The following is an 18,119-nucleotide window of genomic DNA, read 5'->3' on the forward strand; positions in this document are numbered from 1 at the left end:
TGATGGATGCACTTTTTCGCAATGTCGCGCTCTCATCATTCATTATTTCGAGCAACCCGACATTGAGCATTGTTCCAGCCTTGAAGATGCAGCTTCTTCTGCGACCTAGTGTAGGTTGTTGACGCAATGCAGCGTGGTTGCAAAGCGATCTGCTATCTCGTATAATCGCCAGCAACCCTGCTTGACAGGCAACATTTTAGCCTAACACAAGGGGTTTTCCATGAATCGCACCATTGTCGGTATTGATGTCGGTACAACCAAAATATGTACTTTGGTTGCTGAAGTTCACGATACAGGCAAAGTGAATATTTTAGGGGTTGGCCTTACGCCTTCCAAAGGTCTCGACCGTGGGGTCGTGGTGAATATCGACGAGGCGGTTAGCGCGATTGCGACTTCGGTTGAAAAGGCCGAGCGGCTTTCGGGCTATCGCATTGGCACTGCCTTTGTCGGGATTGCAGGCCGCCATATTTCCTCAGTTAATAGTCGTGGGGTGGTCGCCATCTCACGACCTGATCATGAAATTTCGCGCACAGACGTTGCCCGCGCTGTCGAAGCCGCTCAAGCGATTGCTATCCCAACCCAACGCGAAGTGATCCATGTGATTCCACGGGCCTATATCGTTGATGGCCATGAGGGCATTCGCGATCCAGTGGGTATGGCAGGCTATCGGCTTGAAGTTGAAACCCATATTGTCACTGGCGAAGTGATGGCGATTCAAAATTTAATCAAGAGTGTTGAACGAGCTGGGGTCGGCATTGACGACCTGGTGCTGCAACCCTTGGCTTCGGGCGAGGCGGTGCTGAGCGAAGAAGATAAAAGCCGTGGGGTTGTGCTCGTTGATATTGGTGGCGGCACAACCGACATTGCGATTTTTATTGGTGGTGGGATTTGGCACACCGTGGTGTTGCCGATTGGCGGAGCACATTTTACCAACGATTTGGTTTATGTGCTGCATACACCACATAACACCGCCGAATATCTCAAATTGCGCTATGGCAAAGTAACCGATATCGACAGCCATGACCCTGATGATGATCTGATCGATACTGATGGCTTCTCGCCCGGCGAACATCAACAAGTCTCGCGGGTTGAATTGAATGAAATTCTGCAAGCGCGAGCCGAACAACTGATCGACATGATTGGCAATGAAATCCGTCGTTCTGGCTATGAAGGCCTGTTGCCTGCGGGGATTGTCCTGACAGGTGGCTCGGCTCAATTGCCTGGCTTAGATGAGATGGCACGCCAACTTTTAGGGATGCCAGTGCGCATTGGTATTCCAACGAATTTGACTGGATTAGCTGAAGCAATAGATGCACCACCCTATGCCACGGCTGTGGGGCTTGTCCGTTGGGGCTTGCGTCATGGAATGGGCAGCGTTGGCGGCCATGCTGCGAGCCAACCAGCAACGACCAACTGGAAACAAACCTACGACCGCTTCAAAATGTGGTTACGGGAATTTTTACCGTAAACAAGCATCGTGGCTACAGTCGATCTACGCCATTGCTGGGCTTTGGTGCTGATCTGGAGGCAAACTTAACATGGATTTCAATAGCAACTTAATTGAAAATTTCGCCCAAATCAAGGTGATTGGGGTTGGTGGCGGCGGCTCGAATGCGGTTGATCGCATGGTCGAATCGGGCCTGCAAGGGGTCGAATTTATCACTGTCAACACCGATGCTCAAGCCTTGATCCACTCACCAGCCACGATTCGCGTGCGGATTGGCGATAAACTGACGCGTGGACTTGGCTCAGGCGGTAATCCCGTGATTGGACAAAAAGCCGCCGAAGAAACCCACGATGAGCTGCACGATGTGTTGCGTGGCTCGGATATGGTTTTCATCACTGCTGGCATGGGTGGTGGCACAGGCACAGGTGCTTCGCCCGTGATTGCCTCGATTGCCCAAGAAATTGGTGCCTTGACGGTTGGTGTGGTAACCCGCCCCTTCTTGTTTGAAGGTAACCATCGCCGCAAAGTTGCCGAATCGGGGATTGACCAACTCAAACCAAGCGTTGATGCCTTGATCGTTGTTCCTAACGATCGTTTGCTGCAAATCGCTTCTAAAAACACCAAAATGAACGAAGCCTTTCGCATGGCTGATGATGTGTTGCGCCAAGGTATTCAAGGGATCTCCGATTTGATTACCAGCCGTGGTTTGATTAACCTCGACTTTGCCGACGTAAAAACGATTATGTCGCAACAGGGCACGGCTTTGATGGCAATTGGCCATGGGATTGGCGATAATCGCATGATCGATGCTGCGAATATGGCAATTTCATCACCATTGCTTGAAATCTCGATCGATGGTGCGAAAGGCGTGCTGTTCAACGTCACTGGTGGCGAAGATTTGGGCTTGTTGGAAGTCAACGAAGCTGCTGAGATTATTTCCAAGGCGGCTGATCCTGATGCCAACATCATCTTCGGGGCACGCATTGACCCTAATTTGCCAGCTGATGAAGTTAAAATCACGATTATTGCCACGGGTTTTGATCAAGCGCGGCCCCAAGGCAACAATCGCTCACGTTCATATCCATCGGCGCAAAGCCAACCGACGAGCCAACCAACCAGCTACCAACAACCAACTCAGCAACCAGTGCGGCCAGCACCCCAACCGCAACAACCACAACGGCCCACACCTCCAACCTCCTTTGGTAGCAACGACGATTTAGATATTCCGCCATTCTTGCGCAACCGCGAACGCCGCAAGTAAGGTTTTTGGCTCGCTCCGAGGGAGTGGTACTACCCCCTTGGGGCGAGCAAATTGCCCAAATTGAGCGTGAATATTTTTAGATAGTTAGCTAGGTCGTTGGGCAAACTGCCCAAAGATTAGGCAAAAAGTACTACAAATTTTGACACCAGCTTTTTAATGGTTATAATGATGCTCTGAATACAGATTGCATCTGTGCTACTTATACTATCCCCAAAAACCACATTGGAAGGAGGTGGTCGCGTCACCAACGAGACACCCTGTTGGCCCTATATCCCTCTGATATAGGAATGTTCGATTTAGAAATCGTCCTTTCAATTGTTTGATTTAGGAGGCAAGAATGCTTCGATCAAAGCGCCAATTGATGAGCTTTGCGCTCATGTTGGTCCTTGTTGTTCCGATCCTTGCTGCTTGTGGTGGCGAAACAACCCCAACCACAGCCCCAGCAACGACTGCCCCAGCAACTGCAACTACAGATACTTCATCAGCAGCAACCGCTGAACCAACGACTGCTGAAGCAACCGCCGAACCAACCGTTGCTGAAGCAACCGCCGAACCACAAACTGGTACCGCTCCTGATATGGATAAAACCATCATCATCGGTATGACCCAATCGCCAGACACCTTGTTCGGCATTGAATCACAATCAAGCGCCACGACTCAAGTGTTGTCAGCGATTCAACCAGCTTGTTTCACCACCTTGAGCTACGAATATCAACCAGTTTGTTTCACCAAATTGCCAAGCTTCGAAGATGGCGATGCAGTGACCCAAACCATCTCAGTTGATAGCAGCTATGCTGGTAACATCGTGATCGACGATGAGTTGATCACCGATACCGCTAGCTTGACCGAAGCTGTTGAATTGGAACAAGTTGTTGTAACTTGGACCTTGATTGATGGTATGACTTGGGAAGATGGCACCGCCATCACCGCTGCCGACTTCGTGTTTGCTGCTGAATTGTACCAAGATCCAGGCATCAAGAACGCTAGCCGCTTCGTGCTTGACCGCACCGAAAAATACGAAGCCAAAGACGACAAAACCTTGGTATGGTACGCTGCACCTGGTTATACCGATGCAACCTACTTCTTGAACACCTTTGGGCCTGAACCAAAGCACGTTTTGGAAAGCCAAGACCCAGCAACCATTGGTGGTAGCGACTACGCTAGCAAGCCATTGGCTTACGGCCCATACAAAATTGCCGAAAACACCCCACAAGAAAGCACCAAGTTGGTTGCAAACGAAACCTACTGGAAAAAAGGTTTCCCTCTCGTTGGTAATGTTACCTTCAAGTATCTGACCAGCGAAGATCAAGTCTTGCAACAATTGGAAAGTGGCGAAATCGACGTAGTTGGTTCAATTGGTTTGACCTTGGCTAACGCTCCTAAGCTCGACGAACTCGAAGCTGCTGGCGTGCTCAAGGGCCAATATGTTCCAGCAACCGTGTGGGAACACATGGACTTCGGTGTCGAGCGCAACGACGGTCAACCATCAGTATTCGCTGATGTCAAGTTGCGCCAAGCTGTGGCTTACGCTGTCAACCGCAAGCAAATCATCGATAACGTCTTGTTCGGCAAGACCGTTGTGATGAACACCTTCTTGCCAGCCGACCACTGGGCTTATCCACCAAACGGCGAAGGCTTGGAAGCTTACGAATACGATGTTGAAAAAGCTAAGGCTCTCTTGGCCGAAGCTGGTTGGACTGCTGGCGCTGATGGTATTCTTGAAAAAGATGGTACCAAGCTCACGGTTCAATTCTTCACCACCGAAAACAACCAAACCCGTGCTTCAGTCGCCCAGTTGATCCAAGAAGACTTGAAAGCTGTCGGTATCGATGTTCAATTGAACTTCGTGCCAGCAACCGATGTCTTGTTCAAGAACGGCGAAGAAGGTATCTTGTCAGGCCGCCGCTTCGACTTAGGCTTGTACGCTTGGGTCAGTGGCCCAGAGCCTTCGACCGCTCTGTACCTCTGTGAGCAAGTACCAACCGCTGAAAACAGCTACGGTGGCCAAAACAACACCGGCTGGTGTAACGAAGCTTACGACAAGCCAGCGTTGGCCTCGCAATCAGAAACCGACCGCGCCAAGCGGATTCCTTTGGTCATCGAAGCTCAAAAGGTCTTCAATGCCGAATTGCCAACCTTCCCATTGTACCAACGCGTCAATGTTGGTGCTTACAACGTCAAGGTTAGCGGCTTGGACTTGAACCCAACCAGCCAAGTTGACTTCTGGAACATCGAAACCTGGGATGTTACTGAGTAATCGGTAAGCTCCCCACTACGGAGCTGCGTGCTTGCACGTGGCTCCGTAGTTGTTCCCTCTCTTTTCCTACAACCTTTCGCGAGCACCATGCAGTTAAATCAAGACAATGTTGTCACTCAGGATGTCGTAACCACCAGACAGTGATTGTCATGCTTGTGTGGTTTTTTTGTAATGCGAGATAAATGGTACAATAGGCCAGTTTTCCAGCTTTAAAATTGATTGCTCTTTTTTTGAACGTAATTGACTAAAGTAGAGTGTAATAGTTAACAACCGTTTATCTTGGTATTAACCATTTCAAGCATGTGTAGAGGTACCGCATGACCGTATATCTCATTCGGCGCTTGTTTCAAGCGATGCTCGTTCTCCTGTTCTCATCAGCAGTGATCTACTCGCTGTTTGCGTTGGCTCCTGGTGGTCCACTTGATGAGTTGCGCCAAAACACAGATCCCAAAAGCCGTCCGAGTGAAGAGGATATCAAACGCCAAGCAAAATTGCTTGGGGCTGATAAGCCTTGGTACTTGTGGTATCCAACTTGGTTAGCTGGCGATACCTGGATGGATAAAATTGGCCTTGAAGAATATAAAGGCGATCGCAAAGGGATTTTGCGCTGGGATTGGGGCACATCGTGGAAGTTCCAACGCAATACGCCAGTCTTGGACATTATTGGCGATAAACTCCCCGATACGCTTTGGCTGATGATTTCCTCAACCTTGATTTCGTTGGTGTTGGGGATTCCGTTGGGGGTCTTCTCGGCAGTTCGCCAATATTCATTCTTTGATTATGTGCTGACCACATTTAGCTTTATTGGCTTATCGCTGCCAGCCTTCTGGTTTGGTTTGTTGATTATTGCGGTATCGCTGTGGTTCAAGCGTAATGGCTGGTTCTACTTCCCTGCTGGCGATATTTTGGCCTTGCGCAACTACGAGGTACCAATCCTCGGTACAGTTGTGGCTGGCTCGTTCCTTGATCGCGTGATGCACCTTGTTATGCCAGTTACCGTGCTTTCAATGCTCAATTTGGCCAACTGGAGCCGCTTTATGCGGGCTAGTATGCTCGAAGTGTTGAGCCAAGATTATGTGCGAACGGCGCGAGCCAAAGGGGTTAAAGAACGGGTTGTGATCTACAAGCATGCTTTCCGCAATGCCTTGATTCCCTTGATCACGATTATCGTTTTTGCGATTCCTGGGGTTTTCGGTGGCGCATTGTTTACCGAAACAGTCTTTAATTATAAAGCGCTGGGCTTTACCTTTATTAGCGCTTTGAACCTCAAAGATTACCCTTTGGCAATGGCTTTCTTGCTGATCTCATCGATTTTGTTGGTCTTTGCCACCTTGCTTGCTGATATTCTGTATACGATTGTTGACCCACGAATCCGACTTGAGTAGCTGCGGCTGACGGTTTGCGATTGGTCTTATCAACACTGTGAAAGGAAAATCCATGGCTGTTTCAACAACTCAAGTCGAGGCTCGCGAGGCAAAAAAAGAAGAATATGAGCGCCCATGGCTTGAGATTCTTAAGCGCTTTACGCGCCACCGCTTTGCAGTTGGAAGTGTCGTCGTTTTATTTTTGATGATTTCAGCAGTGATCATTGGTCCTTTCTTGATGCCATTCGGTGAAACCGATAGCGCGATTGTTAAGAAAAACCAACCACCAGGCACTGCCTATAATCTTGAGAAGAATCTTTATTATAATGGGATTGGCGGCGAAATTCGCACTCCAAAAGGTGAGCAACTAACCTTTTGGTTGGGAACCGATTATAATGGCCGCGATTTGCTGACCCGTTTGCTGTATGCTGGGCGGGTTTCGCTGTATATCGCCGTTGCCGTAACCCTCCTCAGCGAATTGATTGGGATTGTCGTTGGCGTGATGAGCGGCTACTTTGGCGGGGTGGTCGATGCCTTTGCAATGCGCTTTGTAGACTTCCTCAATACCTTGCCATTGCTGCCAATTCTCTTAATTATCTCGACTATTTTGAAGCCCACAATCAATGTGTTGATTATGATTCTGGTCTTCTTTAGTTGGACTGGCGGCGCACGCTTGATGCGCGGCCAAATTTTGAGCTTACGCGAACAAGAATATGTTTCGGCTTCGCGTGCTTTAGGTGCTTCTAACTTGCGGATTATGTTCCGCCACCTTGTGCCAAATGCCTTAGCCCCCAACATTGTTAATGCATCATTGGCCTTGAGCGGTGTGATGATCACCGAAGCTGCCCTAAGCTTCTTGGGCTTCGGGGTGCAATTACCCGCAGCATCTTGGGGTAATATGCTCAAAGATGTTAATACAACCGTCTTGGAAAAATATACGTGGCAAGCCTTCTTCCCGGGGCTGGCAATCTTTATTTGTTCATTGTGCTTCAATTTCATTGGCGATGGCTTGCGCGACGCTCTTGACCCACGCGCCAAACGCTAACCTGTAATTCTTGCTAGATAGGGGCATGCTTGTGGCTCAATCCGATGTTTTGTTGAAACTCAAGGGTGTCAAAACCTACTTTTTCACCGATGAAGGCACTGTCCATGCCGTCGATGGCCTCGATTTTCAGGTGCGTCGTGGCGAAACCTTGGGCATCGTCGGGGAATCGGGGTGTGGCAAAAGCGTAACGTCCATGTCGATCTTACGTTTGTTGGGCAAAACTGGTAAAGTCATCGAAGGTGAGATCATGTTCGATGGCGAGAATTTGCTCGACCTGAGTGAAGAAGAAATGCGCAAAATCCGTGGCAATCGGATTTCAATGATTTTCCAACAGCCAACGACCTGTCTGAATCCTGTTTTCCGGATCGGCGAACAGATTATCGAGGCCTTGCAAATTCACCAAGGGCTTTCGGGCGAGGAAGGCAATAAACGCACGATTGAGCTACTTACTCTAGTTGGTTTGCCCGACCCCGTGCGTCGGATGCGTTCGTTTCCCCACGAAATTTCTGGCGGTCAGGCCCAACGGGTGATGATCGCCATGGCCTTGGCATGTAACCCCGAATTGTTGATTGCCGATGAGCCAACTACTGCACTTGACGTAACGATTCAAGCCCAAATCTTGGATCTCATGCGCGAGTTGCGCGAAAAGGTTAATACTGCAATTATTTTGATTACCCACGATTTAGGGGTGGTGGCCGAAATGGCCGAAAATGTGATGGTGATGTATGCAGGTAAGGCGGTTGAATATGCGCCTGTCCATGCCTTGTTTGAAGCACCTAAACACCCCTATACCCAAGGCTTGATCGCTTCAACTCCGGTTTTGGGCAATGTGCGCGATGAATTAGAAACAATCCCTGGTCAAGTTCCGAGCTTGTTGAACCCGCCAGCAGGTTGTCGTTTTGCTTCACGCTGTGCCCATCGCATGGATCAATGTACTCAAGAAGAACCCCCGTTGATCAAGCTCGAAGGTGATCGACTGGTACGTTGCTGGTTGTACTAGAAGAGGTTTGACATGACTGTTTCCAACAGTACCAGTGAGAATTTGCTTGAGGTACGTAATCTCAAGAAATATTTTCCAATTAAGGGTGGTTTGTTGCGCCGCACGGTCGCCCAAGTTAAGGCGCTCGATGGCGTAAGTTTCAGCATCAAAAAGGGTGAAACGCTCGGCTTGGTCGGCGAATCAGGCTGTGGCAAAACTACTACTGGCCGCACGGTCTTGCGCTTGATTCCACCCTCGGCTGGCGAAGTGGTGTTTGAGGGCCAAGATGTGCTCAAAGCAAGCTCTGGCCGCATGCGAACGTTGCGCCGCGATATGCAGATTGTGTTTCAAGACCCCTATGCCTCACTCAACCCACGGATTCCAGTGGGCCAAAGTATTGCCGAAGGGTTGAAAATTCATAATATTGGTACGCCCAAAGAGCGGCTTGACCAAGTTGCCCAAGTGTTGGAGCGCGTAGGCCTTAATTCAGGCCACATGCGCCGCTTCCCCCACGAGTTCTCTGGTGGCCAACGCCAACGGATCGGGATTGCCCGCGCTTTGGTGATGCAGCCTAAATTGATCGTTTGTGATGAACCTGTTTCAGCGTTGGACGTGTCGATCCAAGCTCAGGTGCTCAACTTGTTGAACGATTTGCAAAAAGATTTGGGCCTAACGTATTTGTTTATTGCCCACAACTTGAGCGTCGTTGAACACATCAGCGATCGGGTAGGTGTGATGTATTTAGGGCGGATGGTCGAGCTTTCAACCCGCGATCAACTCTTCCGCAAACCAATGCACCCCTATACCAAAGCTTTGATGTCGGCGATTCCCTTGCCCGATCCAACCATCAAGCGCGACCGGATTATCTTGGAAGGCGATGTGCCCAGCCCAGTTAATCCGCCAAGTGGCTGCCGCTTCCACCCACGCTGCTGGCTGGCCCAAGATATTTGTAAACACGATGACCCAGCTTTTGAGGAAAAAGAGCCAGGCCACTTTGTCGCTTGTCACTTTGCTCAAGGTTAAGCACATTGTTGGGCAATAACACCAGAACCGAGGCGGCTTTGCTACCTCGGTTCGTTGTTTAACTAGCTAAAGATCTGATGAGAAACCCCGTGATCCCTGAAATATGGCCTACAAATATTCGACAAAAGTGGCGGGCTGCGCTACACTGCCTGTTGCTTAAAAGTGATCGAACGTTGCGGTTTGAATAAATTAGAGCGTCAACGATCAGCAAGGTGTTGATTGCTTGCTCGATGGTTGACCTTGGATTGATGCTCATGAAATTGCGTTTTAGCCTTGCGCTGTTGCTTTGTTTTAGCTTGATTGGTTGTAGTGTTGAAGGTGGCGCTCCAGTTGGTCAGCCAACTGTCCAAGTGCAAACTCCCTTGCCAACTACCAACCCTGCCACTTCCAATCTTTGGACGTTGGGCTTAACTGAGGAGCCGGTTGATCTGTATCCCTACAGTTATGCCTTTCGTGGCGCAGCCCCATTGATTGAATTGCTTTACCCTGCGCCTTTGACTGTGGTTGCTGAGGCTTATACCACAACTGGCGTTTTGGAGCGTGTGCCATCATTCGAAAATGGTGATGTGCAATATATTACAACCACGGTTAATCTTGATGCGAATGGCGTAATTACCACCACGCAAACTGAAACCATTACCAGCGTGCGCCAGTTGACCGTAACCTATCGCTGGAATAAAAATCTGCAATGGGAAGATGGTCAGCCATTGACTGCTGCCGATTCAGTTTTTGCTTATAATTTGTTGCGTGGCAGCGCCTCAACTGCCCAATTGGCAACTCAAAGCGACTTAACCGCCGATTATGTGGCGCTTGATCAATATACGACCCGCGCTTATTTGCCGCCCGAACGCGACGACCCAAATTATTTGATCACGGTCTGGACTCCGCTGCCAGCACATTTGTTTGAAGGCCAGCCAAGTGCCAAACAGGTTAGTGATCGGTTAGCCCAGTCGCCAGTTGGCTATGGTGCATATACGCTCAAGGCTTGGACGGCAGGCACGCAGTTGGAATTTGTGCGACGTGAAGGCCAATCGGAACAACTGCCCAGCACAATTATTGCCCGTTTATACCCTGATATTGCCATGATGCGCGACGATGTGCTGAGTGGGCGGGTCGATGTGGCTTGGACTGAAGGCTCGTTGGAGCAGTTAGCGCTTGATCTGAAAACTGATGTGCAATCTAAAACCTTGCAATTGCTCCAAGCACCCAACCCAATTTGGGAACATATCGACATGAATTTGGCGGTTGTAGCTTTGCAAGATATTCGGATGCGCCAAGCGATTGCTCATGGCTTCGACCGTGAGGCGATTAGTACAACCCTGTATGGCACGCCCAAGGCGGTTTTGCATAGTTGGTTGGCGGCTGAATCATGGGCCTTTGATCCAACAACGGTGGTCAGTTATAGCTTTGATCCTGAACTTTCACGCCAATTGCTTGATCAAATGAATTATCTTGATACCAATGGCGATGGTTTGCGCGAACGCCCTGATGGCACGCCCTTCCAATTGACATTAACCACTTCGGCCCAAACCCCGATTCGCCAACGCCTGAGCGAGCAATTTGTCAGCGATATGCAGGCAATTGGGATTGATATCAAGGTTGAAGCCTTATCGACTACTGATTTGTATAGCCAACAAGGGCCATTATTTGGGCGACGCTTTGAGCTGGCCTTGTTTGGCTGGCTGCGCAGCGTTGATCCCGATGGCGCGGTGTTGTGGAGTTGTGCTGCGATTCCTAATCAAATTAATGGCTACTCCGGCGACAATTTTACTGGTTGGTGTATGGATACCGCTGATCGGGCGATTCGTACCGCCACCAGTTCGCTTGATCCAGCGGTGCGTAAAGCTGCTTATAGCGAACAACAGCAAATTTTCACCCGCGAATTACCAGTCTTGCCTGTGATTACGCGCCAAACGACGGTGTTGCTTGCGCCGAACGTGCGGGGTGTGCAACCGCAGCCATTGGCTCCAATTACTTGGAACCTGAGTGCTTGGCAACGCTAGCGGTGCAGATTATGCTTAATTGCGCTGATGATTACTGACGATCAATGTGGATCAAACTGACATTATGGGCTTACTACTTGGAATTCTGCTGTTAAACCTAGTGTGGTGTAGCTACCGCCCCCAAGAACGCCAAATTCTCTGGGGGTGGTTTTTGCGTATCTGGCCACGGGTTCGACCAATATTGGGCTGGTTTTTGATTTTTATCGGCATCTTAGGTGTGATTCTGCCAATTCTTCAAGGGATTATTTTCTTGGTGATTGGCTCGGCCTTGATTGGCCCACGCCATCGGCTGATTCGGCGAACGCGGGTAGCGTATAAGCAGTTTTTGCACCGTTTGGCAGGTTCATCCAATCGATTTTTGGCTTGGCTTGGACGCTTTGGTATAAGTTCGTTGCGCACCATGAACCAGCAAATTCGGCGTTTTATTGAATACCGCACGCGCTATCAGCGTAAGCATCGGCCAATTCGTTTGGCAATTGTGCCGCCGCCGGAGGTGGTTGCAATGCTTGATCACTATCGCCTACGCTATGATCCGAGTTATCGCCATGGCTTGCCGCCGCATATTGTGCTTGTGCCAAGCAGCCATCCCAACGATCGTGATGCTTTTGAGCGAGAAGTGGCAATAACCCTAAGCCAATGGTCGGGCTTTGATCTGACACTTGAGCACTTGCAAATCGCGCCAAACCAACATCGTTTGGTGCTGCTGCCCAGCCAAGGCAAAGGCTTGGTTGAACAACTTCAAGCGAGCTTGCCGCAAACACGCCCAATCCAACGTCAGCCTTGGCCAGCCCTAACGATTGGCAAATTGTTGCAATATAGCAGCTTAGAGAGTGCCCAAACCTGGGTTGCTGAAACATGGCAACCACAACGTTGGCATGTGGCTGAATTGGTATTGTTTGAAGAACGTTTTGGCCGGATGTGGCACGAAGTACGGCGTTTTCGTTTGTGCGCTAGCACGAACCATGCGGAGTGTGTTAAGATACATGCACTTAACGATTATGCCTAAAGCAGCGTTGCTTTACACTCACTGCCGAGGAGTTTTACGATGATTGAAACCACAATGGCAACCGCCCAGCGCCAATTTGATATTGCTGCTGAATTACTGGCCTTAGAACCGGAAGTTCGCGATATGCTCCGCGAGCCACGGCGTGAGTTGATTGTGCATTTTCCGGTCAAGCTGGATAATGGGCGGGTGCGCACCTTAACTGGCTATCGTGTCCATCATAATATTACGCGTGGCCCAGCCCTAGGTGGCTTGCGTTTACAATCGTCGGCCACGCTCGATGAAATGCAAGCCTTAGCCATGTGGATGACCTGGAGTTGTGCGATTGTGCAAATTCCGTATGGCGGCGCTAAAGGCGCAATCGTGTGTGATCATCGCGAATTGACCAGCGGCGAACTCGAGCGGATTATTCGGCGCTATGTGACCGAAATTACCCCGCTGATTGGCGCTGAACGCGATGTGATCATGCCTGACCTTAACACCAATGAGCAAACCATGGCTTGGATTATGGATACCTATTCGATGCATCATGGCTATACGATGCCATCGGTGGCAACAGGCAAGCCAGTTCAGGTCGGTGGTTCGCAAGGCCATGGCCAAGGAACTGCCCGTGGTTTGTGCTATACCGTGCGCCAAGCAGCCAGCAAAATTGGCCTTGATTTGGCGGGAGCACGGGTGGTCATGCAAGGCTCTGGCTCGACTGGACGTTTGGTCTTGCAATTCTTAGCTGAAATGGGCTGTCGGGTTATTGCCGCCAGCGATGATAACACTGGCGTTGTGGCTGAAACTGATGCTGGTATCGACGTTAATACTTTGATTGAGCATCGGGTTAATACCGATGGCGTAGCGAATTTGGCTGGCACAAAGCCCATTAGCCATAACGAATTGCTCGAATTGCCATGCGATATTTTGGTGCTCGCAGCAGGCCAAAATGATATTAGCGGGGCTAATGCTGGCCGAATTCAGGCCAAAATTGTGGTCGAATTAGCCAATGGCCCAATTACACCAACGGGCGATTCGATTCTGGCCAACAAGCAAATTATGGTTGTGCCCGATATCTTGGCCAATGCAGGCGGGATTGTGGTTTCGTACTTCGAATGGGTACAGGGCTTGCAAGAGTTTTTCTGGACTGAACGCGAAGTTCATGGCGAATTAGCCACGACTATGGAACGGGCCTTTAACGAGGTCTTTACCGTCGCCCAAGAACGCTTTGTGCCATTACGCACGGCGGCCTATTTGCTAGCAGTTGATCGGGTTGTGCGGGCGATGGCCATGCGTGGGATTTATCCGTAGTTGTTGGGGGCTAGGGTTCAGGGGTCAGTTTGGAACCCTGAAGATTTGTTTTGACCACAGATTGGCATAGCTACCGGTGGTTATCTGCTGATGTCGATTGACTGAATCCTAGCCCCTGAACCCTGACCCCGTTGTTCGCTGTTCTCTATAATGAGCGATATGTGATGAATTCATCCTTCATCGCTCATCGCTCATCCTTACAATTATGCCCTTAGCAACCCATCACCCTTATAATTTGCAATTGCCCGAATTTGCTGGCCCCTTGGATTTATTATTACGCTTGATTGAGCGTGAGGAATTGGCGATCACGGCAATTTCGTTGGCGGCGGTCGCTGATCAATATTTGGCTCATGTACGAGCCATGCCCGACCCCGACCCGCTGACGGTAGCCGATTTTCTGGCCTTGGCAGCGCAATTATTGTTGATTAAATCGCGGGCATTATTGCCTCGTCGTGAGCCACCGCCCGCTCCACCTGAGGAAGATGTGGCTGAGCAACTGGCCCAACGCCTGCGCGAATATCAACAATTTAAACAAGCTGCAACTCAGTTGCGCGAATGGGAAAGCGCTGGCTTGCGGGTGTGGGAGCGGATTGCCCTGCCGCCACAGCCCGATTTACCAGCACCCCAAATCGCAGCCCATACATTAAGTGCTTTAGTTAATGCCTTATCGCGGCGTTTGAGCCTGATCGAGCGTGAAACCCCACCAATTGCTATCCCCAAAGCTAAAGTTATTACAATTGCCGAAATGGCCGAGTTGATTGGCGAACGTTTGCAGCGCCAACGCTATGTGGCCTTCGACGATTTGCTGAGCCTCGCGACCACCCGTAGCGAAGTGATTGTCGCCCTTTGGACGGTTTTAGAGCTGGTCAAGCGCGAAATCATTGCTGTTGAGCAAGATGATTTGTTTGAATTGATCAATCTCTCACGCGGGGAGCGCTTCGGCGAAAGGCTGACTGAACATTAAGCGCATAGAACATAGAGCATAGAACATAAACTAAACCTTGGCTGGGCAGTTTTAACGCAGAGGCGCAGAGCGTTAAGTCTAATGGCTAATGGCTATCGGAACATGAAGTGGTAGCTCAAGGACTTCGATAGCCATTAGCCCAGAGTCTAGAGCCGTATCAACCTTCGTGTGCTTCGTGGATCATTAACCTAGCCCCTTGACTATAAGCCTATTTTCAGTCAATTATCATTGCTTGGGGTTGGTTGCACACGTTAGGTTAACAGCAAACATAATGTATCTGAGGAAGAGATGATGATCAACCAGTGTTGGAAGTCAATCCTATGCGGCTTGCTGTTGAGCCTGTTGAATAGTTGTGGTTCTGCTGGAATTCAATCGATTTCACCGACCATTGAGCATAGCTCAGGGTTTGAGCAACTCATGCCTACCAAGGAAAACCTTGTTGCTTCGATTACTGCTGAAGTAGTCAATGATCGTGCCATAATCCAAACAATGCAAACGCTGCCGACTCTCAATCCAACGCGGTCAGCCAACTCTTATGAAGCACCGCCAACCTCGGTATTACCCACAGGCATTATTGCTGGCGAAGATTGCGAATCAGAAGATGGCGACCCTACATTTATAACGGCTAATTGTTGGCGAACTTACTTACGGGATGGATTAATCTATATCAACATCTCGGCAGGTAGACAATACCCAGATACACCTGGATCAATAGAACTGTATGTATCCCGTAACAACGAATTCTTTTCCCACCATAGGCTCTTCTTCACTGCCCCCCAAATAACCAGTCAATTAAGTCTTACAGCAGTGAATTATCCGCTGGTTGATATTCAATCAGAAAGCGGGTTCCGCTTTCGTTTCAATATTCAAACCCGCCAATGGCTTGATACAGCTGGTGGGCCAATTCCCATAACCCTAACCGCTACCCAGACATTCGAGCCAACAATAGCAATTCCCCCCTTGCAAACTGGTATGGGCGTGCTATCGCTCAGTTTGTTAGATGCTACCACTAACTTGCCGATCGCGGGCTTTGAGCAGATGAATGGGCCAACATCTTTGGAATTAAGTAGATTAGGCGTGGATAATTTTAACCTTCGAGCTAATACTAGTCCTGAAACAGTGGGCAGCGTTCAGTTTTTGCTTGATGGAGAACTCTATCGAATTGACAATACGCCACCTTATACCTTGAATGCTGAAAACGAACATTGGCTTCCTAATGAGCAAAAGCATGAACTACGAGTTACTACTTATAGTGGCCCGAATGCGACTGGTAAACGTGGTGGTTGGCTCGTGTTATGGTTGAGCGCCAGTGGTTTTCCACTAACCGAAGCGTTGCTTGCACCCTCAACCGCTACGATCCCCGCCAAAATCACTCCAGTTGCGGCTACCCCAACTAGCAATTAGAACAAATCAAAAGGCAAAAGTCAGAAGTCAAAAATGGGATCAGGGTATGAGGATCACAGAATAATCAAGCAAATATGTGCAATCTGTGGCTAAGAACTTAACCTTCACGGTTTCAGCCCTTCGTGCCCTTCGTGCTCTTCGTGGATGGAAATTAATCGGCGCTGAGAACCGAAATTCCCAGCGCCCCTATGCTCTATGTTCAATGTTCTATGTTCTTACTCCCCAATCGTGCCGTTGCCTTTGCTCCATTGCATGGTGTAAAGGTTGTAGTAGCGGCCTCGACGAGCTAGCAACTCGGCATGCGTGCCCATTTCGCTAATTTGGCCACGATCAAGCACCACAATTTTATCGGCATTGGTGATTGTGCTGAGGCGGTGGGCAATTACAAAGCTGGTTCGACCCCGCATCAGCGTATCCAAAGCAGCCTGAATTTGGCGCTCGGTCGTGGTATCAACGCTGCTGGTCGCTTCATCCAAAATCAGCAAGCGTGGATCGGCCAGCAAGGCGCGGGCAAAGGAGAGAATTTGGCGCTGGCCAACACTCAAATTTACCCCATTCTCTCCAACATCAGTGTCGTAACCTTCGGGCATGCGCTCGATAAATTCGTGTGCCCCAACCGCTTTGGCTGCGGCAATCACAGCATCATCGCTCGCATCCAAACGACCATAACGAATATTTTCGGTAATGCTGCCGCCAAACAGGAAGGTATCTTGCAACACAATCCCCAATTGTTGACGTAAGCTGGCTTGAGTTACCTCGCGAATATCATGACCATCGACCAAGACCGCGCCATCGGTGACATCGAAGAAGCGCCCAAGCAGCCGAATGATCGTGCTTTTGCCTGCGCCTGTTTCGCCTACCAAGGCAATCGTTTCGCCAGGCTGGGCTTCAAGGGTTACATCGCGTAGCACTGGCTCGCCGTCAGCATAGCCAAACGACACATGATCAAACATCACATGGCCATGCACGGCTGGCAGGGCTTTGGCATTTGGTGCATCGAGCATATCTGGCTCGGTATCGAGTAACGCAAACATGCGCTCCGATGAGGCCATCGTCGATTGAAAGGTGTTGTAACGTTGGGCCAACTCCAAAATTGGGTCGAAGAAACGGCTAACATACAACACAAACGCCACCAAAACCCCCGGCGTAAGATTATCGCCGAGCACCAGCCAACCGCCAACACCCACAACCAAGGCCGTTGCCAACGATCCCATAAAATCGACCGCAGGAAAGAAGGTTGCCGCCAACCGTGCCGCACTAGTGTTAGCGTTGAAATATGAGCGATTCAAATCGTCGAAGTGCTCGCCATTGGCTGCTTCGCGCACAAAACTCTTGGTTACCCGAATGCCTGAGATTGATTCGTTCAAATAGCCGTTGATCAAGGCGATCCGTTCGCGAGTTGAGCGATAGGCGTGGCGCACGCGCACCCGCCAGTAGTTGGTTACAATTACCATAATTGGCAACACAGCAAAGGTGACCAGCGCTAATTTCCAATTCAGCAAGAGCATGGCAATCGTAATGCCCACCAGCGAGAAGGTTGCCCGCGTTAGCCCAGTAATCGACCAGGTAACAAAATCTTGCAACACATCAACATCGGAGATTAGGCGACTCATCAAGCGGCCAACACTGTAGCGATTGTAGAAATTGAGCGATAAACGCTGCAAATGGCGAAACAGTGCCGAACGCACATCAGCAACCACTCCCGTACCCACCACTGCCAGCAAGTGAATCCGTGAGCGGTTGGAGAGCCATTCGCCCAAGGAAACGACCGCAAAAATGATCGTCCAAGTGTAGAGCGAATCGAGCGATTGAGCTTTAATACCCACGTCAATTGCTTGGCCAATTACCCATGGCGAGACGACCGACAGCACCGTGCCAATAATCATCAGCACAATTGCGGCGGTCATGGTGCGTTTGTATGGCCCGATAAAGGCCAATAGTCGCCGCATCAACCGCGGATCATAGGCTTTGCCCAAGCTATTTTCATCGTCCTTGGGCAATAAATCGGCGACCTTTTTTTCTATCTCATCATCGCGCTTACGCGACGGCGCTAAAGCTTTGGTTGTCATAACACCC

The 18,119-nt window shown here is 49.8% G+C and carries 13 protein-coding genes; 12 read left to right on the plus strand and 1 reads right to left on the minus strand.

Annotation, left to right across the window (positions count from 1 at the left end; translation table 11 throughout):
* The first annotated feature begins 220 nt into the window (after positions 1–220).
* From ftsA to ABEB26_RS01690, 12 genes are all read left to right on the plus strand, one after another.
* On the plus strand, positions 221–1,468 hold the full coding sequence (gene ftsA / locus ABEB26_RS01635; protein ID WP_345720195.1) for a cell division protein FtsA: 1,248 nt from the start codon (positions 221–223) through the stop codon (positions 1,466–1,468).
* 70 nt (positions 1,469–1,538) lie between these two features.
* A complete protein-coding gene (gene ftsZ, locus ABEB26_RS01640) occupies positions 1,539–2,708 on the plus strand; it encodes a cell division protein FtsZ (RefSeq protein WP_012191034.1) in 1,170 nt (389 codons plus the stop codon).
* Positions 2,709–3,045: 337 nt separating this feature from the next.
* Entirely contained in the window at positions 3,046–4,965 is a 1,920-nt protein-coding gene (locus tag ABEB26_RS01645; protein ID WP_345720196.1) for a peptide ABC transporter substrate-binding protein, read from the plus strand.
* Positions 4,966–5,282: 317 nt separating this feature from the next.
* On the plus strand, positions 5,283–6,350 hold the full coding sequence (locus ABEB26_RS01650; RefSeq protein ID WP_345720197.1) for an ABC transporter permease: 1,068 nt from the start codon (positions 5,283–5,285) through the stop codon (positions 6,348–6,350).
* A gap of 52 nt (positions 6,351–6,402) precedes the next feature.
* Positions 6,403–7,374 (plus strand): ABC transporter permease, encoded by a 972-nt coding sequence (locus tag ABEB26_RS01655; RefSeq protein ID WP_345720198.1) that lies wholly within the window; start codon positions 6,403–6,405, stop codon positions 7,372–7,374.
* Between the two features lie 25 nt (positions 7,375–7,399).
* Positions 7,400–8,374, plus strand: a complete 975-nt coding sequence (locus tag ABEB26_RS01660) for an ABC transporter ATP-binding protein (RefSeq protein WP_345720199.1) — start codon at positions 7,400–7,402, stop codon at positions 8,372–8,374.
* Between the two features lie 12 nt (positions 8,375–8,386).
* Positions 8,387–9,376 (plus strand): ABC transporter ATP-binding protein, encoded by a 990-nt coding sequence (locus tag ABEB26_RS01665; protein ID WP_345720200.1) that lies wholly within the window; start codon positions 8,387–8,389, stop codon positions 9,374–9,376.
* A 254-nt stretch (positions 9,377–9,630) separates the two neighbouring features.
* Positions 9,631–11,379, plus strand: a complete 1,749-nt coding sequence (locus ABEB26_RS01670) for a peptide ABC transporter substrate-binding protein (RefSeq protein ID WP_345720201.1) — start codon at positions 9,631–9,633, stop codon at positions 11,377–11,379.
* Positions 11,380–11,425: 46 nt separating this feature from the next.
* On the plus strand, positions 11,426–12,385 hold the full coding sequence (locus tag ABEB26_RS01675; RefSeq protein ID WP_345720202.1) for a 2'-5' RNA ligase family protein: 960 nt from the start codon (positions 11,426–11,428) through the stop codon (positions 12,383–12,385).
* A 39-nt stretch (positions 12,386–12,424) separates the two neighbouring features.
* Positions 12,425–13,675 (plus strand): Glu/Leu/Phe/Val family dehydrogenase, encoded by a 1,251-nt coding sequence (locus tag ABEB26_RS01680; RefSeq protein ID WP_345720203.1) that lies wholly within the window; start codon positions 12,425–12,427, stop codon positions 13,673–13,675.
* A gap of 205 nt (positions 13,676–13,880) precedes the next feature.
* A complete protein-coding gene (locus ABEB26_RS01685) occupies positions 13,881–14,639 on the plus strand; it encodes a segregation and condensation protein A (RefSeq protein WP_345720204.1) in 759 nt (252 codons plus the stop codon).
* Positions 14,640–14,927: 288 nt separating this feature from the next.
* On the plus strand, positions 14,928–16,043 hold the full coding sequence (locus ABEB26_RS01690) for a hypothetical protein (RefSeq protein ID WP_345720205.1): 1,116 nt from the start codon (positions 14,928–14,930) through the stop codon (positions 16,041–16,043).
* A gap of 215 nt (positions 16,044–16,258) precedes the next feature.
* Here the strand turns inward: ABEB26_RS01690 and ABEB26_RS01695 are convergent, their stop codons facing one another.
* Positions 16,259–18,112, minus strand: a complete 1,854-nt coding sequence (locus tag ABEB26_RS01695) for an ABC transporter ATP-binding protein (protein ID WP_345720206.1) — start codon at positions 18,110–18,112, stop codon at positions 16,259–16,261.
* Positions 18,113–18,119 lie beyond the last annotated feature (7 nt).

The organism is Herpetosiphon gulosus, from assembly GCF_039545135.1.
Taxonomy (GTDB): domain Bacteria; phylum Chloroflexota; class Chloroflexia; order Chloroflexales; family Herpetosiphonaceae; genus Herpetosiphon; species Herpetosiphon gulosus.

Excerpts from the sequence above, each read along its gene's own strand:
- ftsA (WP_345720195.1), top strand. The coding sequence starts at position 221 with ATGAATCGCACCATTGTCGGTATTGATGTCGGTACAACCAAAATATGT.
- ftsZ (WP_012191034.1), top strand. The coding sequence starts at position 1,539 with ATGGATTTCAATAGCAACTTAATTGAAAATTTCGCCCAAATCAAGGTG.
- ABEB26_RS01645 (WP_345720196.1), top strand. The coding sequence starts at position 3,046 with ATGCTTCGATCAAAGCGCCAATTGATGAGCTTTGCGCTCATGTTGGTC.
- ABEB26_RS01650 (WP_345720197.1), top strand. The coding sequence starts at position 5,283 with ATGACCGTATATCTCATTCGGCGCTTGTTTCAAGCGATGCTCGTTCTC.
- ABEB26_RS01655 (WP_345720198.1), top strand. The coding sequence starts at position 6,403 with ATGGCTGTTTCAACAACTCAAGTCGAGGCTCGCGAGGCAAAAAAAGAA.
- ABEB26_RS01660 (WP_345720199.1), top strand. The coding sequence starts at position 7,400 with ATGCTTGTGGCTCAATCCGATGTTTTGTTGAAACTCAAGGGTGTCAAA.
- ABEB26_RS01665 (WP_345720200.1), top strand. The coding sequence starts at position 8,387 with ATGACTGTTTCCAACAGTACCAGTGAGAATTTGCTTGAGGTACGTAAT.
- ABEB26_RS01670 (WP_345720201.1), top strand. The coding sequence starts at position 9,631 with ATGAAATTGCGTTTTAGCCTTGCGCTGTTGCTTTGTTTTAGCTTGATT.
- ABEB26_RS01680 (WP_345720203.1), top strand. The coding sequence starts at position 12,425 with ATGATTGAAACCACAATGGCAACCGCCCAGCGCCAATTTGATATTGCT.
- ABEB26_RS01685 (WP_345720204.1), top strand. The coding sequence starts at position 13,881 with ATGCCCTTAGCAACCCATCACCCTTATAATTTGCAATTGCCCGAATTT.
- ABEB26_RS01690 (WP_345720205.1), top strand. The coding sequence starts at position 14,928 with ATGATGATCAACCAGTGTTGGAAGTCAATCCTATGCGGCTTGCTGTTG.
- ABEB26_RS01695 (WP_345720206.1), bottom strand. The coding sequence starts at position 18,112 with ATGACAACCAAAGCTTTAGCGCCGTCGCGTAAGCGCGATGATGAGATA.